Source organism: Treponema sp. UBA7570, assembly GCA_002477955.1.
In the GTDB taxonomy this organism is placed as follows: domain Bacteria; phylum Spirochaetota; class Spirochaetia; order Treponematales; family Treponemataceae; genus Treponema_D.
Genome location: DLLE01000025.1, coordinates 33,362 through 50,108 on the forward strand (window position 1 = coordinate 33,362; position 16,747 = coordinate 50,108).

The following is a 16,747-nucleotide window of genomic DNA, read 5'->3' on the forward strand; positions in this document are numbered from 1 at the left end:
AAAATCAACTTCAGAAAACGCATCTTCCACAAAAAACTAAAATAAGGAAAATTAAAAACTAATGTCAGAAAACAGCAGCGAAAACAATACCGAAGAAAACTCAAATCCTCTTCAAGCCGAAAATCAGCCGTTAGACAGTGCGATTCCCTCTCAAAACGAAAACTCTCCTTCAGACAGCGAAAATTCCGTGAAAACAGAAAATCAGCCGTTAGACATTGCAATTCCCTCTCAAAACGAAAACTCTCAAAAAATCCACACGCTTAAAGTCAATTCACTTTACAAATCATTCGGCAGAAAAAAAGTTGTCCAGGGCGTCGATTTTCAGATGCATACGGGCGAAGTTTTAGGACTTTTAGGCCCAAACGGAGCCGGAAAAACAACATCTTTCTATATGATTGTAGGTTTTTACCAGCCGACAAGCGGAGAAATTTTTCTGGACGACGAGCGAATCACCGACCTTCCAATGTACAAACGCGCCAGGCTCGGAATTTCTTATCTTCCGCAGGAGCCTTCCGTCTTTAGAAAACTCACAGTCGAAGAAAATATCTGGTCAATTCTCGAAACCAGACAGGATTTAACAAGAGCCGAAAAAAGACAGCGACTCGAAGAGCTAATCGAAGAATTTTCAATCGGAAGAATCCGAAAACAGCCGGCATTTACGCTTTCCGGAGGAGAACGCCGCCGAACAGAAATCGCCCGTTCACTCGCAATTGAACCAAAATTTCTTCTTTTGGACGAACCTTTTGCAGGAATCGACCCGATTGCAGTTGCCGACATCAAAGCCATGATAAAACTTCTCGCAAAAAGAGGAATCGGAATTCTCATAACCGACCACAACGTCCGCGACACTCTCGAAATTACCGACCGTGCAATAATCATTTCGACAGGCCAAATCCTAATTCAGGGAAGCCAGCAGGACATTATCGACAGCCCGGTTGCAAGAGAAATCTATCTCGGCGAAAATTTCCATATGTAAAATGTAAAAAAATTCTGGAGCGCAACTTGCTCTCTAACCGTCCCTGCACAATTCCGCTGCCGCTTCATCCGCCACGGCGGACGCTTTCGCGTTGTTCCGGCACGGGCTAAGTTTTTCTAAAAAAAACACAAAACCGTGTTTTATCCTTCATTTTCCTTATTTATCAAAAAAAATCCTGCCCCGTAAGACATTTTCATTCTTCGGCGCAGGATTTATTTCATTTTAGAATATTTTTTTCAAAAACTTATCTTGCGTATTCAACAATTCGTGTTTCGCGAATCATCGTCAATTTTATACGTCCCGGATAACGCAAATCGGTTTCAATCTGTTTTGCAATCTTCTGCGCAAGCTCTTTAACTTCGCCGTCAGGAATTTTCTCGTTGTTTACAAGAATACGAAGTTCGCGTCCAGCCTGAATCGCATAAGCTTTTTCAACGCCCTGGAATTTTTCTGCAATTTCTTCAAGATTTTCAAGGCGTTTTATATAATTGTCCGCAGTTTCTTTTCTTGCGCCCGGACGTGCCGCAGAAATTGCATCTGCAATCTGAACAATAACCGCTTCGAGAGTTGCAGGCTCACAATCCTGATGGTGGGCAGCAATAGCATTGATAACTTTCTGGTCTTCGCCAAATTTTCTTGCCATTTCTGCTCCGACTTCTGCGTGGTTTTTGTCGCTATCGTTTTCTGCGCCTTTACCAATATCGTGCAAAAGAGCCGCACGTTTTGCAAGCTCGCGGTTTGCTCCAACTTCACCGGCAATAAGGGTTGCAATTTCTGCAACTTCTTTTGAGTGAGTAAGAACGTTCTGGCCGTAGCTTGTGCGGAAATACAAACGGCCCAAAGCGCGGACTCCATCCTGATTCATATTGTGAATTCCAAGATCAAAGAGCGCTTTTTCACCTTCTTCATAAATTTTCTGCTGAACTTCTCTTGTTACTTTCTGCACAATTTCTTCAATTCTTGCAGGATGAATACGACCGTCTGTCACAAGCCTTTCAAGAGACTGTTTTGCAATTTCCTTGCGGACAGGATCAAAACAACTGATTACAACGGCTTCCGGAGTATCATCAATAATAATATCTACACCAGTCAAAGTTTCCAATGCGCGGATATTGCGTCCTTCACGACCGATAATGCGGCCTTTCATCTCGTCGCTTGGAAGCGAAACAGTCGCAACTGTAATATCGCTCGTAACCTCAGTCGCAAGCCGCTGAATTGTTTCTACAAGAATTTTCTGGGCTTTTTTATCTGCCGTCAACTGAGCTTCCTGCTCAATTTTGTTCAAAAGCGCCTGAGCGTCATGACGCGCGTCATTTTCAAGATTTTTGATGATTAAATCTTTTGCTTCTTGCGCAGACAAGCCAGAAATTCTCTCCAGCTCACGGCGATAAGTTTCTTCCTGAGTTGAGATCTGCTGCTCACGTTTTACCATAGAATTTTCGCGTTCAGCAAATTCCTGCTCTTTTTTGTCCATTTCGCTATTGCGTTTGTCAACGAGTTCTTCTTTTTTTGCAACTCTTGCTTCGTAAACCTGAATTTCCTTCCGGCGTTCACGATTTTCCCGTTCCTGCTGCTGACGTTCCCGAAGGAGTTGATCTTTTGTTTCTAGCAAATATTCTTTTTTCTGGGCTTCTGCTTCTTTTAATGCATCCTGTTTTACACGTTCAGCTTTTTGCTCTGCCGAAGATAATTGAAATTTGGCATATAACCAACGAATAATCCATCCAAGAACTATACCAGCAACAGGAAGAATTACGAATAATACAACATTCATAAAATTCTCCTATGCTTCTATTAAGGAGTTGGATTTTTACTGCGGATAAACGTCATCATCGTTCAAAATTTCCGCAAAAAAGCCGCCCCCAAAATATCCTTTATATTCTAATCTAAGAATATTTATATGTCAAACAAATAAATCAGAGAAAAGTTATTTAGCCAAAATCTCGAGCTTTGATAAGAACAGCGATTTTATTCCATTCCCGTGCTGCGACAGTGAAATCTGTTGGGAATTTTCAATAAATTATCTGTTCAAGCCAGATAATGACAAGTGATCAAGTCCGATAATGACGAGAAGACAAGCCCAAAAATGGCATCAAATTATAAAACCCGAAATTAAGGGTATTTAAATTCAATTGAACTTATGTATCTTTCCTGGAATTCAGGAACTGCGGCAAGGTTTATCTGGATTGAATGATTTTTAATTTCCATTGCCTTTTTTCTCAAAGTTTTAGAAAAAAGCATTGCGGACGCTCCTGCAAGAGCTGCATTTCCGAGTGGAACACAACGATTTTTAAGTTCGTTTGGAATAAGACCTATTGTGCAGGAATCTTCCATATCGAGGTGCGAACCAAAACCGCCTGCAATACAAAAAAGCGGAACATCAGGAGAACGCTCAAGCATATAGCGCAAACCTGCATAAACCGCAGATTTCGCAAGCTGAAGATTTCTAATATCCTGCTGAGAAAGATAAACAGCAGGTGTCAACTGAATGCAAAAAGAACCGTCGCCAAGTTTAGAAATATTTTTCCGTATTACGCCAGATTTATCGATAAAATTGTTTTTTAAGAACGTGCTTCCGGCACTTACAAGCCCTGAACCGCAAATTCCTTTTGCATTGCCGCTGCCGATTACAGAGCAGCAGAGCTTTCCGTTTTTATATTCAATTTTTTCAACCGCACCATCAACTGAACTCATTCCGCAACTGATATTCGCCGCCTCAAAAGCAGGACCCGCAGCAGCCGAAGTGCACAGAATTTTTGCAGGCTGTTCTTTCGTTTTTGGAATAAAAAGAGCAATTTCTGTATTTGTGCCAATATCTGCGAGCAAGAGCGGAGTTTGAACAGGAATGTCCCAGCACAAATTTTCATCGCTTTCTGGAGAAGGGAAACCCGCCGAAAGCATTGCGCAGACAGTGTCCGCGCCAATAAAAGCCCCGACACAAGGAGGAAAATAGACCGGAGTCTCGGAATCAACTGAACTTGCAGCAAAAAGCTGTAAAATTTCCGGGGTTGGAAGATCCAGATTTGAACATTTTTCGTTGATTTTCCCACTGCGAACCTTGTCCCAACTTGCCGTAAAGCCAAAATGAGAAGCTGGAGTAAAAGGAGCGGCGGCAAGACCTTCGACCGGAAACGCGCAGACAAAACTGAGCATTGTCGTGTTTCCAGTAATTACGATTTTAGAAACATTTAATTGAATTCCGCGCATTGTTTTTTGAGCAGCAAGCGCCAGCGCGTGAGCAAACATTCTTTCTAATTGCGAAATAATTGCATAATGAAGGGCTGACTCTCCTGTTTCTACGACAGCAGAAGAACCTGTAAGAGGCGGCCGCGTTGCAAAAGAAATACGGCGGATAACATCGCAGCCATAGCGGGCCTGAAGATTTTTTTCCGCAATGACAGAAAGGCATTTTTTTGAGGAAAGCGACCAGATTTTTACAGCAACAGTTGTCGTTCCGACATCTACTGCAATTCCAACATCTGTAATATTAACCTGCTCCGGCTGTTCTTCTGGAATTTGCGGTAAAAACCCCTGTGTTTCAATCTGCATCGCTTAGTCCCATAACATAATAAAGTCTGTATTTTACAGGATAAACCAAAAATATCTTAAATGCAATTTTTTTCTTAGTTTTTTGAAAGGCGGAACTTTACTTCCAAAATATTGTCGCTCGAACCGCCTCTCGGCATGTGCCGCCAGTTTGCGCAGACTTCCGGTGCGTAGCCTTTTTTTCCATAACCAAAATCGTAGGAAATGCCGAAGGCAAATCCATTTCCAAAATTTGTGCTTTCGATATAATCTTCAATGTCCTGCAAACTTACAAAATCTGTGCGTCTGCCAAGACAGTACTGAACAGTTGTGCAAAGGCCTGCAAGCCCAGGATAAATTTTAAAACCTGCAAAACCGCAGTAATCCCAAAGAATAAAGTGCTCGCTACCTTTCCAGCGCGCGTCTATTATAGAATCCATTCCGAAAACAAGTTTTACAGGCTCGGCAACTGAAAAATTAACGGAAAAATCTCCGCACAAAATAACCTGGCTTTTTTGGTCAAAATCAGAAAGCAAATTTTTTAAATCTTTGTCACCGTAAAAAACATAGCCTGAACCGACACCAAATTCAAACTGTGGCTCGGCAAAAATTGAAAATACTGAAAAAAAACATACAAAAAGGAAAAAATATTTTTTCATAAAGATATTATCGGAAAAAAGACGTAAAAGGTCAATTTTTTAGTTTTTAAGAAAATCTTAGCCCGTGCCGGAGCAACGCCGAAGGCGTCTTTTTGCAAGGCAAAAAGATGGAGCGAAAGCGGAATTGCGCAGCGGACGGATTGACGGCTAATTGCGCTCCAAAATAAAAAAGTTAAAACTCACTTTACACAATTTATGTATATTTTTACAATGTGCTTTGTACCGGGGTGGGAAGAATTTTCCCTGAGATTACACCCGCAGAACTTCGTATGAGGTTCCAACCTGATCCGGATAATGCCGGCGGAGGAAGATATGCTTAGACACATCTTTAAAATTTTTCTCTTTTCTATTTTAGTTTCTATTGGTTTTTCGGGCTGCTCTAAAAAAGCAGGTGATTCTGCGCGTCAAAATGAAGTTGTTGTTTACACTTATGACAGTTTTTGCGGTGAATGGGGGCCTGGAGCGGCAATTGCAAAAAAATTTACGGAAAAAACTGGTTTAAAAGTTACCTATGTTGATTGTGGCGACGGAGTTGAAATTCTTTCGCGCGCAGCTCTTGAAAAAAACAATGTCCAGGCAGACGTAATTTTGGGCCTGGACAACAATCTTGCGAAAAAAGCGGCGGAACAGGATATTCTCGAAGCCTACAAACCTGCTGGTTCTGAATCGATTTCTGAGGAGCTGAAAAAAGCCTTGGGCTCAAAAAATCTTTTGACTCCTTTTGACTACGCTCCTTTTGCAATCGTGTTCGATACAAAGGCTAATATTCCTGCTCCAAAATCGCTCGACGACCTTACAAAACCAGTCTACGCAAAAAAAATCATTTTGATGAATCCGCGGACTTCTACTCCTGGACTTGGGTTTGCCGCATGGACTTGCGCTGTAAAAGGCGAAAAAGTTCTTGACTACTGGAAAGCTTTAAAACCAAATATTCTTACTATGGCTCCTGGCTGGAGCGCAGGTTACGGACTTTTTACAAATGGAGAAGCTCCGCTCGTTTGCAGTTATACGACAAGCGCGGCTTATCACTACGAATACGACAAAACCGACAGATACCAGGCTTTGATTTTTGACGACGGACACATTCTTCAGGTTGAAGGCGCCGGACTTGCAAAAAATGCTCCGAACAAAAAAGGCGCACAGAGTTTTCTGGACTTTTTAATCAGCGAGGACGCACAGAACGAACTGCCGCTTACACAGTGGATGCTTCCTGCAAACAAAAATGTAAAACTTCCGCAGTCTTATCTTGACGGAACTCCTTCTCCTAAGAAGCTTTTGTCTTACGATACTGAAAAAGTTAATGCCGCTGTCGAACAGATTATGGCTGTTTTGGGCGAATAAAAATTTTTAAAAGGTTTTAGAAAAGATGAACGCAGTCCTGTCTGCAAATGTTTTTTTTCGCATTGCCGGTTTTTCGGTCTTTCAGGCACTGCTATCGACTTTTACGGCCCTTTTAATCGGACTTCCGGCTGCTTTTTTTTGCGGCCGGAGAAAATTCTTTTTAAAAAACTTTTTGCTTTCGCTTTCTTCTGTTCCGTTCTGTATTCCTTCGCTTTTGGTCGCTTTGGGCTACGTTAGTTTTTTTGGAATGAACGGAGCTTTGAACAATTTTTTGATGTTCATTTTTGGCAAGGATAGACCGACTGTCACTTTTTTGTACAGTTTTTTGGGAATCATAATCTGCCACGGTTTTTATAATTTTCCGCTCGTAATGAGCACTGTAAGTTCTGCCTGGGAACGCCTTCCGAGAGCAGAATCGGACGCGGCAAGGCTTTTAGGCGCCGGAAATTTTAAAATTTTCCGGTCAATTACGATTTTTCAGCTTTTGCCTTCAATAATATCAGCCTGTATTCCAGTTTTTTTGTACTGTTTTTTTAGCTTTATGATTGTGCTTCTCTTTGGCTCAGTCGGAACGACAACCCTCGAAGTTGAAATTTATCAGCAGGCAAAAGTCAATTTGAATTTTGGAGCGGCATTAAATCTTGGCTTTTTGGAAACGCTGATTGCCCTTTTTTTGGTCACGATTTACACATTTATTGAACAAAAATCGAAAGGCCTAAAAGGCATTTTTTTTAACGGCGAATCCCTCGAAAAAACGAAAATCTGCGGATTTGAAAAAATTTTTGCATTCATTCTTTTTTTCCTGATTTTTTTGTTTTTTATCTGCCCTCTTTTTTCGATTTTTTACAACGGATTGAGCTCAAAACGGCTTGATTCGAATTTTACTTTCTATAATTTTATTCATCTTTTTAGCTCGCAAAGTTTTTGGAATGCTTTTTTATGGACGTTTATAACAGCCCTGCTCTCTGGATTTTTGTGCGCGGCAATTGCCTTTTTTTACGCAGCCGTTCTCAAGGTTTTTGATCCGACAGGCCGTTTTTTTATTTTTAGGATAATTCCACTTGCGCCAATGGCAATTTCGAGCGTTGTAGTTGGAGTTTTGATTACAATTCTTGTCCGAAAAGGAAATTTCTTAATTCTTGTCTTGGCTCAATCACTTTTAAACTGGCCGGTTGCGTTCAGACAGATTTATGCAGAACTTGAAAAACTTCCTCAGACGACAGTTGAAGCTTCTTCGATTTTGAGCCGTTCGCCGTTCGACACAGTTTTTAGAATTTTTCTTCCAGTTTCAAAGCGTTCTTTTTTTAGGGCGACAGTTTTTTGCTTTGCTCTGAGTGCCGGTGATGCGACACTTCCGCTCGTGCTTGCAATTCCCCGATTCAATACGCTTGCGCTCTACACTTACCGTCTTGCAGGAAGGTATAAATTTAACGAAGCCTGCGCTTCCGGAGTAATACTTGGAATTTTATGCGCGGTGATTTTTTCGCTCGGCAAACTAGCCTCTGGCAGAAAATTGAAAAAACAGGAAGGCTCAGAAAATGGCATTTTTTAGTGCAAAAAATTTAAAAAAAGAATGGGAAAATTTTTCCCTCGATGTTTCCTTTGAATGTGAAAAATCCACAATGACGACGATTTTGGGACCTTCCGGCTCAGGAAAATCTTCCGTTTTGCGCCTGATTTGCGGTCTTGAAAAGTCGGAAACAGCAGAAATAAATCTTGGCGGAAAAGACATAACGAAAGTTGCTGTGCAAAACCGAGGAATCGGCATGGTTTTTCAGAGCGCGAACCTTTTTGGGCATTTAAGCGTAGAAGACAACGTTTCGTACGGGCTTGTCTGCCACGGAACTAAAAAAAAAGAAGCTAGAAAAATAGCTTGCGAATTCTTGAAAAAGTTCAATCTTGAAAATTTCGGAAAGCGCTCTCCGGAAACTCTGAGCGGCGGCGAAGCGCAGAGAGTGAGCCTTGCAAGAACATTGATTGTAAAACCGCAGCTTGTGCTTTTTGATGAGCCTCTTTCGGCACTGGACGCGCCTTTAAGAAAAAAGCTCGCCGCAGAAATCCGCAGACTGCAAAAAGAAATAGGCTTTACAGGAATAATGGTTACACACGACCTGGCAGAAGCAAAAGCCGTAAGCGATAAAATCATTTTAATAAAAAAAGGCCGCATAATCTGGCAGGGAGACGCCAAAGACTTTAACGAAAATATGCTGGAATAAAAAAAACGATAACAAGCCGTCTTGAGCGAATGCGACTAACGGTAAATTGGAGAGTTTTTCTGAGAGCAGCTTCAATTTTTAGACAACTAATATTTTATGAACAAATTTTTATCAGTCTGAAAATTAAAAACCAATTGTAAATCAAAATCTCTCTCATTAAAATTACGGTTTATGGAAGTAAAAGGCAGACAACTTTTTCAGCTGCTCGTCCCTCTTATGGTCGAACAGCTTTTAAATTCATTTATGGGAACAGCAGACACCGTCATGATTACAAAATGCGGTTCGGCTGCAATTTCGGCAGTTTCTCTTGTCGATTCGATAAATGTAATGATTGTTTTGATTTTTTCAGCAATGGCTACTGGCGGAGCAATTCTTTGCAGCCAATATCTCGGTCGAAAAGATATAAAAAAGGCCTGCCACGCTGGCAAACAGTTAATTCTTTCTGTAACTTTTGTTTCTATCGTTGGAACTGCAATCCTGATTCTCTTTAAAAAATCAATTCTTTCGCTTATTTTTGGTTCTGTAGAAGCGGAAGTTATGTCAAAATCTGAAATTTATTTTTTTATAACAGCACTTTCCTACCCTTTTATTGCAATTTATAATTCGGGAGCAGCAATTTTTAGGGCAGACGGAAATTCAAAGCTTCCGATGATTGTTTCTACAATTTCGAACATTCTGAATATCATAGGAAACGCCATTTTTATTTTTGGATTAAATATGAGCGTTGCAGGAGCGGCCTTAAGCACTTTGATTTCGAGAATTTTCTGTGCTGTTGTAATTTTGATTCTGCTAAACCGGACAAAACAGCAGATTGCGATTGATTCTTATCTTGCAAAACCAGATTTCCGCGAAATTTCTCAGATTTTAAGAATCGGAATTCCTTCAGGAATCGAAAACGGAATGTTTCAATTTGGAAAACTTGCAATTCAATCTTCGGTTTCAACTCTTGGAACAGCCGCAATTGCCGCAAATGCGCTCACTTCAGTTCTGGAAAGTTTTTCAAGCCAGGCTCCAATCGGAATAGGAATTGCTCTTATGACGCTCGCAGGACAAGCTTACGGCGCAGGCGACTACAAGCTTGCAGAAAAATACATTAAAAAACTCACTTTTTTCAGTTTTATCGCAGTAGCAATTTCTTCGCTCATTGTAATCGGATTTGTAAAACCTCTCACAGTTCTTTCTGGAATGGATGCGGACGTTGCGCTTTTGACAATTCAGCTTTCTGTTTTTGTGCACGTAATAAAGCCGTTTGCCTGGAGTTTTTCTTTTATTCCTCCGTACGGAATGCGTGCAACCGGAGATGTGCGTTTTCCAATGCTAGTTTCGACAGTCACAATGTGGACTTGCCGGGTCGCTCTCACGATTTTCCTTATCCGCGTACTAAAAACAGGTCCTCTTGGAGTTTGGATTGGCATGAGCAGCGACTGGGTTATCCGTTCCGTAATTTTCTTCTTCAGATTTAAATCTGGAAAATACATTCACAGAACGGCAATATAAATTCAAAAACTTTTGTTTATCTGTAAACTTTGCGGACAGTTTCTACTTTTATCATATTCGTGTGGCCGCTGTTGACACCTACCTGCCCGCCAGTCAAAACCACTGTATCACCGATTTTAAGATTAAGTATTTTTACAGCGCGCTGAATCGCATGAAATAAAAGAACATCGAGAGAATCGTATTCCTCGCACAAAAGCGGAATTACTCCCCAAGAAAGCGCAAGTTTACGGTAAACTTTTTCTGATGTCGTTGAGCCGATAATCTGCACAGGCGCGCGAAAACGGCTCACCATTCTTACTGTCAAACCGCTCACAGAATTTACAACAATGCACTTTGCGCCAACATCAATTGCCATCTGACAGGTTGAATGAGAAATTGCGTCAAGAATATTGCGGTTAACAAATTCCGTATAATTGAAGCGTTTTTTGTAATTTATATGCTGTTCAGTATATTCTGCAACACTGGACATTGTTTTAACTGCCTCGACAGGATATTTTCCTGCGGCAGATTCTCCAGAAAGCATGATTGCAGAAGTTCCGTCATAAACCGCATTTGCAACGTCAGAAATTTCGGCACGAGTCGGACGAATATTGTTAATCATAGATTCGAGCATTTCCGTTGCAATAATAACGCGTTTACCAAGAAGACGGCATTTTTGCTCGATTTCTTTCTGAACGACAGGCACTTCCATAAAAGGAATTTCAACGCCTAAATCTCCGCGGGCAACCATAATCCCGTCAACAACAGAACAAATTTCTTCGATATTTTCAACACCGGCACGATTTTCGATTTTTGCAATAATATCAATTTCTTTTCCGCCGTTGGCGTTTAAAAATTCACGGACGTCCTGGGCATCTTTTTTTGTAGAAACAAACGATGCCGCCACAAAATCAACGTCCTGCTCAATTCCAAACAAAAGGTCGCTCTTGTCCTGTTCGCTCAAAAAAGCGCTGTTTAAAAGTTTTCCAGGAAAATTCATGCTTTTTTTGTCAGAAAGCGCGCCTCCAACCTTAACTTCTGTAATAACATCGTGACCTTTTACGTCAGTAACTTCGCAGATTACAAGTCCGTTGTTTACAAGAACTCTGTCGCCAGGCTTTAAATCATCGGCAAAGCCCTTGTAATTTACAGAAACCTTGTTTTCATCGCCTTCGATTTCGTCGGTTGTAAAAGTAAAAGTCTGGCCTTCTTTTACAACAATTTTATGTTCTTTAAAAGTTCCAATTCTGTATTCTGGTCCTTTTGTATCAAGCATAATCGCCAGAGGAATTTTTAATTCGTTGCGAACTTCTTTTATAAGATTGATTTTTTTTAAATGCTCTTCGTGTGTTCCGTGCGAAAAATTAAGCCGGGCAACATTCATTCCGGCCTTGCACATTTCAATAAGAACTTTTTTAGTTTCGCTCGCAGGTCCAATCGTACAAATAATTTTTGTTTTGCGCATTTTTTCCACCTTTCCAAATTTTGAGCAAGTATACAGAACTTTAAGGATTTTGAAAATAGAAAAAATTTGCAAAGTCGCGCAGTTACGGTTAAAAAGGCAATTTGCAGCCCGGACATTAGCCAAGCCGAAGGCTGTGCGAAGCACCGCGCGTGAGCAAGTGGCGGTTGGCCGGTTTGAGCAAAAAATGTGCTCCATAAATAAAAAATCCCGGCACTTTTTTTACGGCCAGGATTTTTTTGCAAGTTTTTATTTTTTACAGATGGATTGTTTCGACCATGTAGCGGATGCACGTGCCTGTCTTGTTTTCGACCTGCTTTTCGACTACGAACACAAAATTGCGGCCGCTTTTGTCGCTGAAAATCCGGTTGATTGTGTAGCCTGTTACGCCTTTGCGCTTTATGTCAGGATTTCCGACAATGTCGCGGCTGATTACATCGCCGTTTTCGTCCTGTTTTTCTACTGCGATAAAGAAAGAAGACTTGCAGTTTTCTCCTGTGCCTTCGACATTTTTTATGAGTTTAATATGGTAAAAAACGCTGCGCTCTGTGCTCGATCCTTCAAAATCCTTAAAAACGATTTCGCCGGTTGAAGACGGAATTTCGCGTGTAAAAAGGAGATTGTCGGCTTCTGATTTTTTTAAATTGTATTTTTTGAGCACCCAGCTTGCCTTTTTTAGAAGTTCTTCGTAAACTTCGCGGCCTGTTTTTTTTGCAGTCGCTTCCGATGGATTTATGCGGAAAACTTCGCCGTCAATCCAGTCGTTTTTTTCAATATCAACGCAATAAATTTCCGCGTAGCCCTGAAAAGTTTTATCTGTTTTTCCGTATTCTGCAAAAACGTAAGTTTTGCCGTCTTCGGAAAGTCCGAGATCAACAAAAGCCGCAGCATCTCCAGCAAAAGAAAGTGAAACCGTTGCAAAAATTGTGAATAAAATCAAAAGATGCTTTTTCATTTTTTTCTCCCATTCAATGCGCATAAAAAGCTGATTTTTTGTATGCTGTCCATGCCTGCATTTTTTAAGCGCCTGTTATGCTCTATATTTATTTTCGGATTTTAAATGCTCTCTCTTTACTTAATTTTTGTTTGCTTTTAATATTTTTTTATGACTTTAAAGACTCGCAACCGCATGATGCAGATTTTCTTCTATTTTTCGCTTGTCTGCATTGCAAGCGCCCTAATTTTTTTTATTATAGCGCTTGTAAACAAAGCTATTACTCCGCCGCCTAACCTGCGGATTCCAGCATTTATAGAAAAAATCGGATTCTTAAAATACAATTTTATTGCAACGATGATTTCAATTTCGCTGATTGTTTTTTTTGCGCCTGTTACTGTTTTTTATGCGCTTAAACTTTTTGAAAACACTCAGTCAAACGAAATTGTCTTTTTTCTTGCATTTTTGACTGGCTGTCTTTGCGAAGGAGTGCGCTTCTTAACGCCGCTTTTTGGTTTGTGGTCAACTTTTTCTGATCTTCTGTTTTTTTGCGGAAGAATTATTTTTATCGGACGGCTTTTGTGTCCGCTGAGCTTTCTTTTTGCGGCTCTTGCAAGTTCTGCAGAGCAGCGCCAGGATATTGAACGGAATATTACGATTCTTTTTGCAATAACTGTTGTTTTTGCGATTATTGCGCCTATCAATACGGCAAGAATAAGTTCTGCCGGAACCGTCACATGGGGATTTCCAAGACTGTTTTTTTGTTCGCGGCTTGCATTTACTGCATTGAGTTTTATTTCGTTTTGGATTATGGCAGTCAATCAAAATACTGACGAATATAAAAAAGTTGCCTTTTCAATGTTGTTTATTCTTTCTGGATATGGATTTTTGGTAATTTCGGACAACTTCGTCTTTATTATTTTGGGACTTCCGCTTCTTCTTTTGGGAACGTATAGATATTTGAGAGCCTTGCATTCACTTTACATGTGGAGATAAAAAAGTTGAGAAAGCCCGCCGATTGCAACAGGAATCAGAATGTTGTCATAATCTTTTAGCGGCAATCCTTCAATCAAAGTTGCAACGAGGGCAAGAAAAAAGCACAAAATTGAATTATGCAAGACAAAAAAGCTCGAAATAAAAACTGCGGCAAAACAGGTAAGGCTTCCAGCCGCTGTCTTTCCTCCAGTCAAAGGAACTTCGACCCTGCCAAATGTTTTTCCTGCAAGGCTTGCAAGTCCGTCGCCAAATGCAAGAGAAAATATCCCGACTGTAGAAAATGGTTCTTTCCAAAGAATAGAGCACAAAACAATTCCCAAAACCAAGGTTACCGGACCGAGAACAAATTTATTGTCATCACGTTTTCGGGCGGCAGCGACCGTTATTGAACTTATTAGCGGAACACAGACACCGTTTAGCCTTAAAATTTCAGAAACTGAATACAAAACGGCTGCGCAAACAAGGCAAATTATCGCTGGAATTTTATAAAAATGAATAAAAATTGGCACAAATGCAGTACAAATATGAATTGTTTTTCGGAAAACTTCTTTTTTGAGCGAAATAAAGTGCTTTTTTATGTCAATTCCAATTCTAATGCAAAACATTTTTCAAAAATTCCGGATTTTCAACTCTTTTGTTCTTTGCGGCTTTATTCTATTTTAGCACTTTTTCTCCAACCAAAGTGCGCGGAATGTCTGTATAAATTGCAGGTTCAAATTCCGCCATAGAAGCCGAAATATATTTTGAATTTTGCAGGGCAAGGTTGCTTCCGCCAAGCCGAACCATCGTTTCCTGGTTTCTTGTAAGAGCATCCCAGGCTCGAATTGATTCGACAAAACATTCAAAACTTTTTCCGTTCATCTGGCTGTTGCCTGTCTGACGAGCAATTTTATTCAAGACAACTCCAAGGTTGTTGGTTGTTTTTAAAATCATTTCTACAAGCTGCGCATCATCTTCCTTAGCCTGAGGAAAAAGAAGCGCATGATGAGCTTTTTCTTCGTTTAAAAGGCTTAAAAGACGGTTGTAATAACCTTGAGCCGCAAAATTATCTCCGCGGAGAGCAAGCGTGTTTCCGGCTGCGAGCAGAAGGTTTTGATCTGCATCTTTTTTTTCTAAAGCCTTTATAAAAAATGTGAGCGCATTTTCGTAATTCTGCTTGTTATAATTTATAACACCGATTCTGTAATTTACAGTCGGAGTTGAATTTTTATTTAAAACTGAATACTCATAATTTTTTAAGGCCGCATCCATATCGCCAGAAATAAAGTATTCAATATCTCCCATGTCCGCATACAAAATTCCTGTATTTAAATCGCCTTCAAGTCCGTTTTTTTCGTTTTCTCTTTGGAAAAGGTCAATTCCGCGGGTGTACGCTTCCTGAGCTTTTATGTACTGGCTTAAATCCGTGTAAAGCTCGCCCAAAAGACGGCAGGCGTCAATTTCGCTGTAAACGCTTTTTTTTGTGCGGACACTAAGCTTATCAAAACAGTCAAGAGCAACCAAAAGTTTTCTTCTTGCAGATTCAAAATTTGAATTTCGGATAAAGTAGCGCGCAAGATTGTAATGGGCAAGAGGGTTTTTTGAATCTTTTTTTTCTGCAATGTCAAGCATCGCTTTTACATCTTCAATTTTTGCACGTAAATATTCATCTGAACGGCTCAATTTTCCGTAAAGCTTGTCCAGAAGGTAGCCTGAAAGTTCTGTCCAGTCTTTTGCTTCCAAAGATTTTTCGCGCGGATAAAAACGGCTTTTAAGCTCTATGACATTTTTTAATTTGTCAGTGCGGATAAAATAACGGAGCATTCTCGACATATAGAGGTCTGTAGCTCCATAAAGCTGAATCAAATCGGAATAAGTCTGCCTTGCCTGTTCATATTTTGAAAAATCTGTTTCGCCCCATTCAAGAAAAACATCGCCCAAAAGCAAAATTCCATCAGAATCGTTTATGTGCCAGTCTAAAATTTCGCGGCGGACAATTTCTTCAGAACGCTCATAGTTTGCGCGGTCATAAAGCTCCATTTTCGCCCAGTCGAGCCCAGCATTTTTGTCGTGCTTAAAAACTCCAAGAATATTTTTGTACATTTGAGCCGCACGTTCAAACTGCTTGTGCTCACGGTAACCTTCGGCATATTTAAAAAACCATTTTTTTACAGGTTTGTACTGAACCGCATCAACAAATTTAGATTCTGACTGAGGATATTCGTTGTTCTGAAGAAGGGCATATCCCTGCTTGTAAATAATATTTGCCATTATAGGCTTATAAACGAACAAAACGCCAGCCCGGAAAAGCAGAGAAACCACAAAAGCAATTACAATTCCTGCAATCGTTCCTGGAATGATTCTATTTTTTAACTGAAACTGAAAAGACTGCTTGTACGCTTCGTACTGGGCAAAAGAACGCCTCTCGTAATCTCTCGGAACGTCAATTGAAATGTCGAGCATTTTTTCCAATTGGGAAGCAATCTGTCTTGCAGGCGCCTTGTTGAGAATTTTTTGAATGATTTCAAAAACAGCGTCGTCGGTAAATTCGTTCTTTACGACTAAATCTTCAATCGCAAGCCGAAGATTGAGCGGATATCCAGAAAGATTTTTTCTAAAAGTTTCATATTCTTCTTCGGTGAGAGTATTTTTTGGTCTTCCGCTCTTTGCCTGAGAAAAATCGACAACATCAACTTTTGGCCGTCCACGCTTGTCAAATGCGGCAGTCTGAGTGTCCGAAAATCCAGGAATTTTAAAATCATCGTCAAGAAGAAAGTCATCGTCCGGTAAATTTTTACCGATTCCAGGCAATGAGGTTTCCGGAAATTCATCTCCACTAGAAAAAGAAGCATTTCCTGTTCCAAAATCAATATTTCCGTCACTTCCAAGCTCTTCGATTGAACTCGAAAAATCTTCCGCAGGAACATCAACCGAAGCGTCAACAGGACTAGAAAGCCCTTTTAAAATTTCGGCGGCCGCAGTGTCATTTTCTTCTTCCGTTGTCTTAGAGCCAGAACCTTCCGAAGAGACAGGATTTTCTGAACCTGCAGAGCCTTCCGAGAAATCAGAATTTTTCGGACTTTCCATAGAAAATGAATCAAAATCCGGAAGATTAAAGTCGTTCAGACGGGTGTCCGGACTAAAATTTGAATCGCTGTTCAAATTTTCATCAAACTTTTCATC

General features: G+C 40.4%; 12 protein-coding genes and 1 pseudogene. 6 read left to right on the forward strand and 7 right to left on the reverse strand.

All coding sequences use genetic code 11. The features are described from left to right. Window positions 1-61 precede the first annotated feature (61 nt). Window positions 62-976 carry an LPS export ABC transporter ATP-binding protein gene (lptB, locus tag B4N75_RS02580; RefSeq protein WP_296668012.1) on the forward strand — a complete coding sequence of 305 codons (915 nt, stop codon included), beginning with the start codon at window positions 62-64 and terminating at the stop codon, window positions 974-976. A gap of 244 nt (window positions 977-1,220) precedes the next feature. Here the strand turns inward: lptB and rny are convergent, their stop codons facing one another. From rny to B4N75_RS02595, 3 genes are all read right to left on the reverse strand, one after another. Further along, entirely contained in the window at window positions 1,221-2,750 is a 1,530-nt protein-coding gene (gene rny, locus B4N75_RS02585; RefSeq protein WP_296021344.1) for a ribonuclease Y, read from the reverse strand. Between the two features lie 338 nt (window positions 2,751-3,088). Continuing rightward, the gene (locus tag B4N75_RS02590) at window positions 3,089-4,525 is read right to left on the reverse strand and encodes an ASKHA domain-containing protein (protein WP_296668010.1); all 1,437 of its coding nucleotides are present in this window, start codon (window positions 4,523-4,525) and stop codon (window positions 3,089-3,091) included. A 74-nt stretch (window positions 4,526-4,599) separates the two neighbouring features. Further along, window positions 4,600-5,160, reverse strand: coding sequence for a hypothetical protein (locus B4N75_RS02595; RefSeq protein ID WP_296706528.1), 561 nt, complete (start codon window positions 5,158-5,160; stop codon window positions 4,600-4,602). Window positions 5,161-5,472: 312 nt separating this feature from the next. Here B4N75_RS02595 and B4N75_RS02600 point away from each other — a divergent pair, with 312 nt between their 5' ends. The 4 genes and pseudogenes from B4N75_RS02600 to B4N75_RS02615 all read left to right on the forward strand — a co-directional run. Then, a complete protein-coding gene (locus tag B4N75_RS02600; protein ID WP_296668007.1) occupies window positions 5,473-6,501 on the forward strand; it encodes a thiamine ABC transporter substrate-binding protein in 1,029 nt (342 codons plus the stop codon). A 25-nt stretch (window positions 6,502-6,526) separates the two neighbouring features. Next, window positions 6,527-8,053 (forward strand): ABC transporter permease, encoded by a 1,527-nt coding sequence (locus B4N75_RS02605; RefSeq protein WP_296706530.1) that lies wholly within the window; start codon window positions 6,527-6,529, stop codon window positions 8,051-8,053. Continuing rightward, entirely contained in the window at window positions 8,040-8,717 is a 678-nt protein-coding gene (locus B4N75_RS02610; protein WP_296021386.1) for an ABC transporter ATP-binding protein, read from the forward strand. The genes B4N75_RS02605 and B4N75_RS02610 overlap by 14 nt, the downstream gene beginning before the upstream one ends. A 165-nt stretch (window positions 8,718-8,882) precedes the next feature. Then, window positions 8,883-10,214 (forward strand): annotated as a pseudogene (locus B4N75_RS02615) (MATE family efflux transporter); the annotation flags it as partial. A 16-nt stretch (window positions 10,215-10,230) separates the two neighbouring features. On the opposite strand, the gene pyk reads toward B4N75_RS02615, so the two are convergent. Both pyk and B4N75_RS02625 read right to left on the reverse strand, forming a co-directional pair. Then, on the reverse strand, window positions 10,231-11,658 hold the full coding sequence (pyk, locus tag B4N75_RS02620) for a pyruvate kinase (protein ID WP_296021416.1): 1,428 nt from the start codon (window positions 11,656-11,658) through the stop codon (window positions 10,231-10,233). A gap of 253 nt (window positions 11,659-11,911) precedes the next feature. After that, window positions 11,912-12,610: a DUF2259 domain-containing protein gene (locus tag B4N75_RS02625; RefSeq protein WP_296021426.1), complete on the reverse strand. Its 699-nt coding sequence runs from the start codon at window positions 12,608-12,610 to the stop codon at window positions 11,912-11,914. Window positions 12,611-12,760: 150 nt separating this feature from the next. On the opposite strand from B4N75_RS02625, the gene B4N75_RS02630 reads away from it, so the two are divergent. Beyond that, window positions 12,761-13,585 carry a hypothetical protein gene (locus B4N75_RS02630; RefSeq protein WP_296021431.1) on the forward strand — a complete coding sequence of 275 codons (825 nt, stop codon included), beginning with the start codon at window positions 12,761-12,763 and terminating at the stop codon, window positions 13,583-13,585. On the opposite strand, the gene B4N75_RS02635 is transcribed toward B4N75_RS02630, so the two are convergent. Beyond that, window positions 13,570-14,190, reverse strand: a complete 621-nt coding sequence (locus B4N75_RS02635) for a diacylglycerol/polyprenol kinase family protein (protein WP_296021436.1) — start codon at window positions 14,188-14,190, stop codon at window positions 13,570-13,572. The two genes, B4N75_RS02630 and B4N75_RS02635, sit on opposite strands and share 16 nt — an antisense overlap. 49 nt (window positions 14,191-14,239) lie before the next feature. After that, the coding region (gene flcA / locus B4N75_RS02640; protein ID WP_296706532.1) for a periplasmic flagellar collar protein FlcA at window positions 14,240-16,747 on the reverse strand (2,508 nt) is incomplete at its 5' end.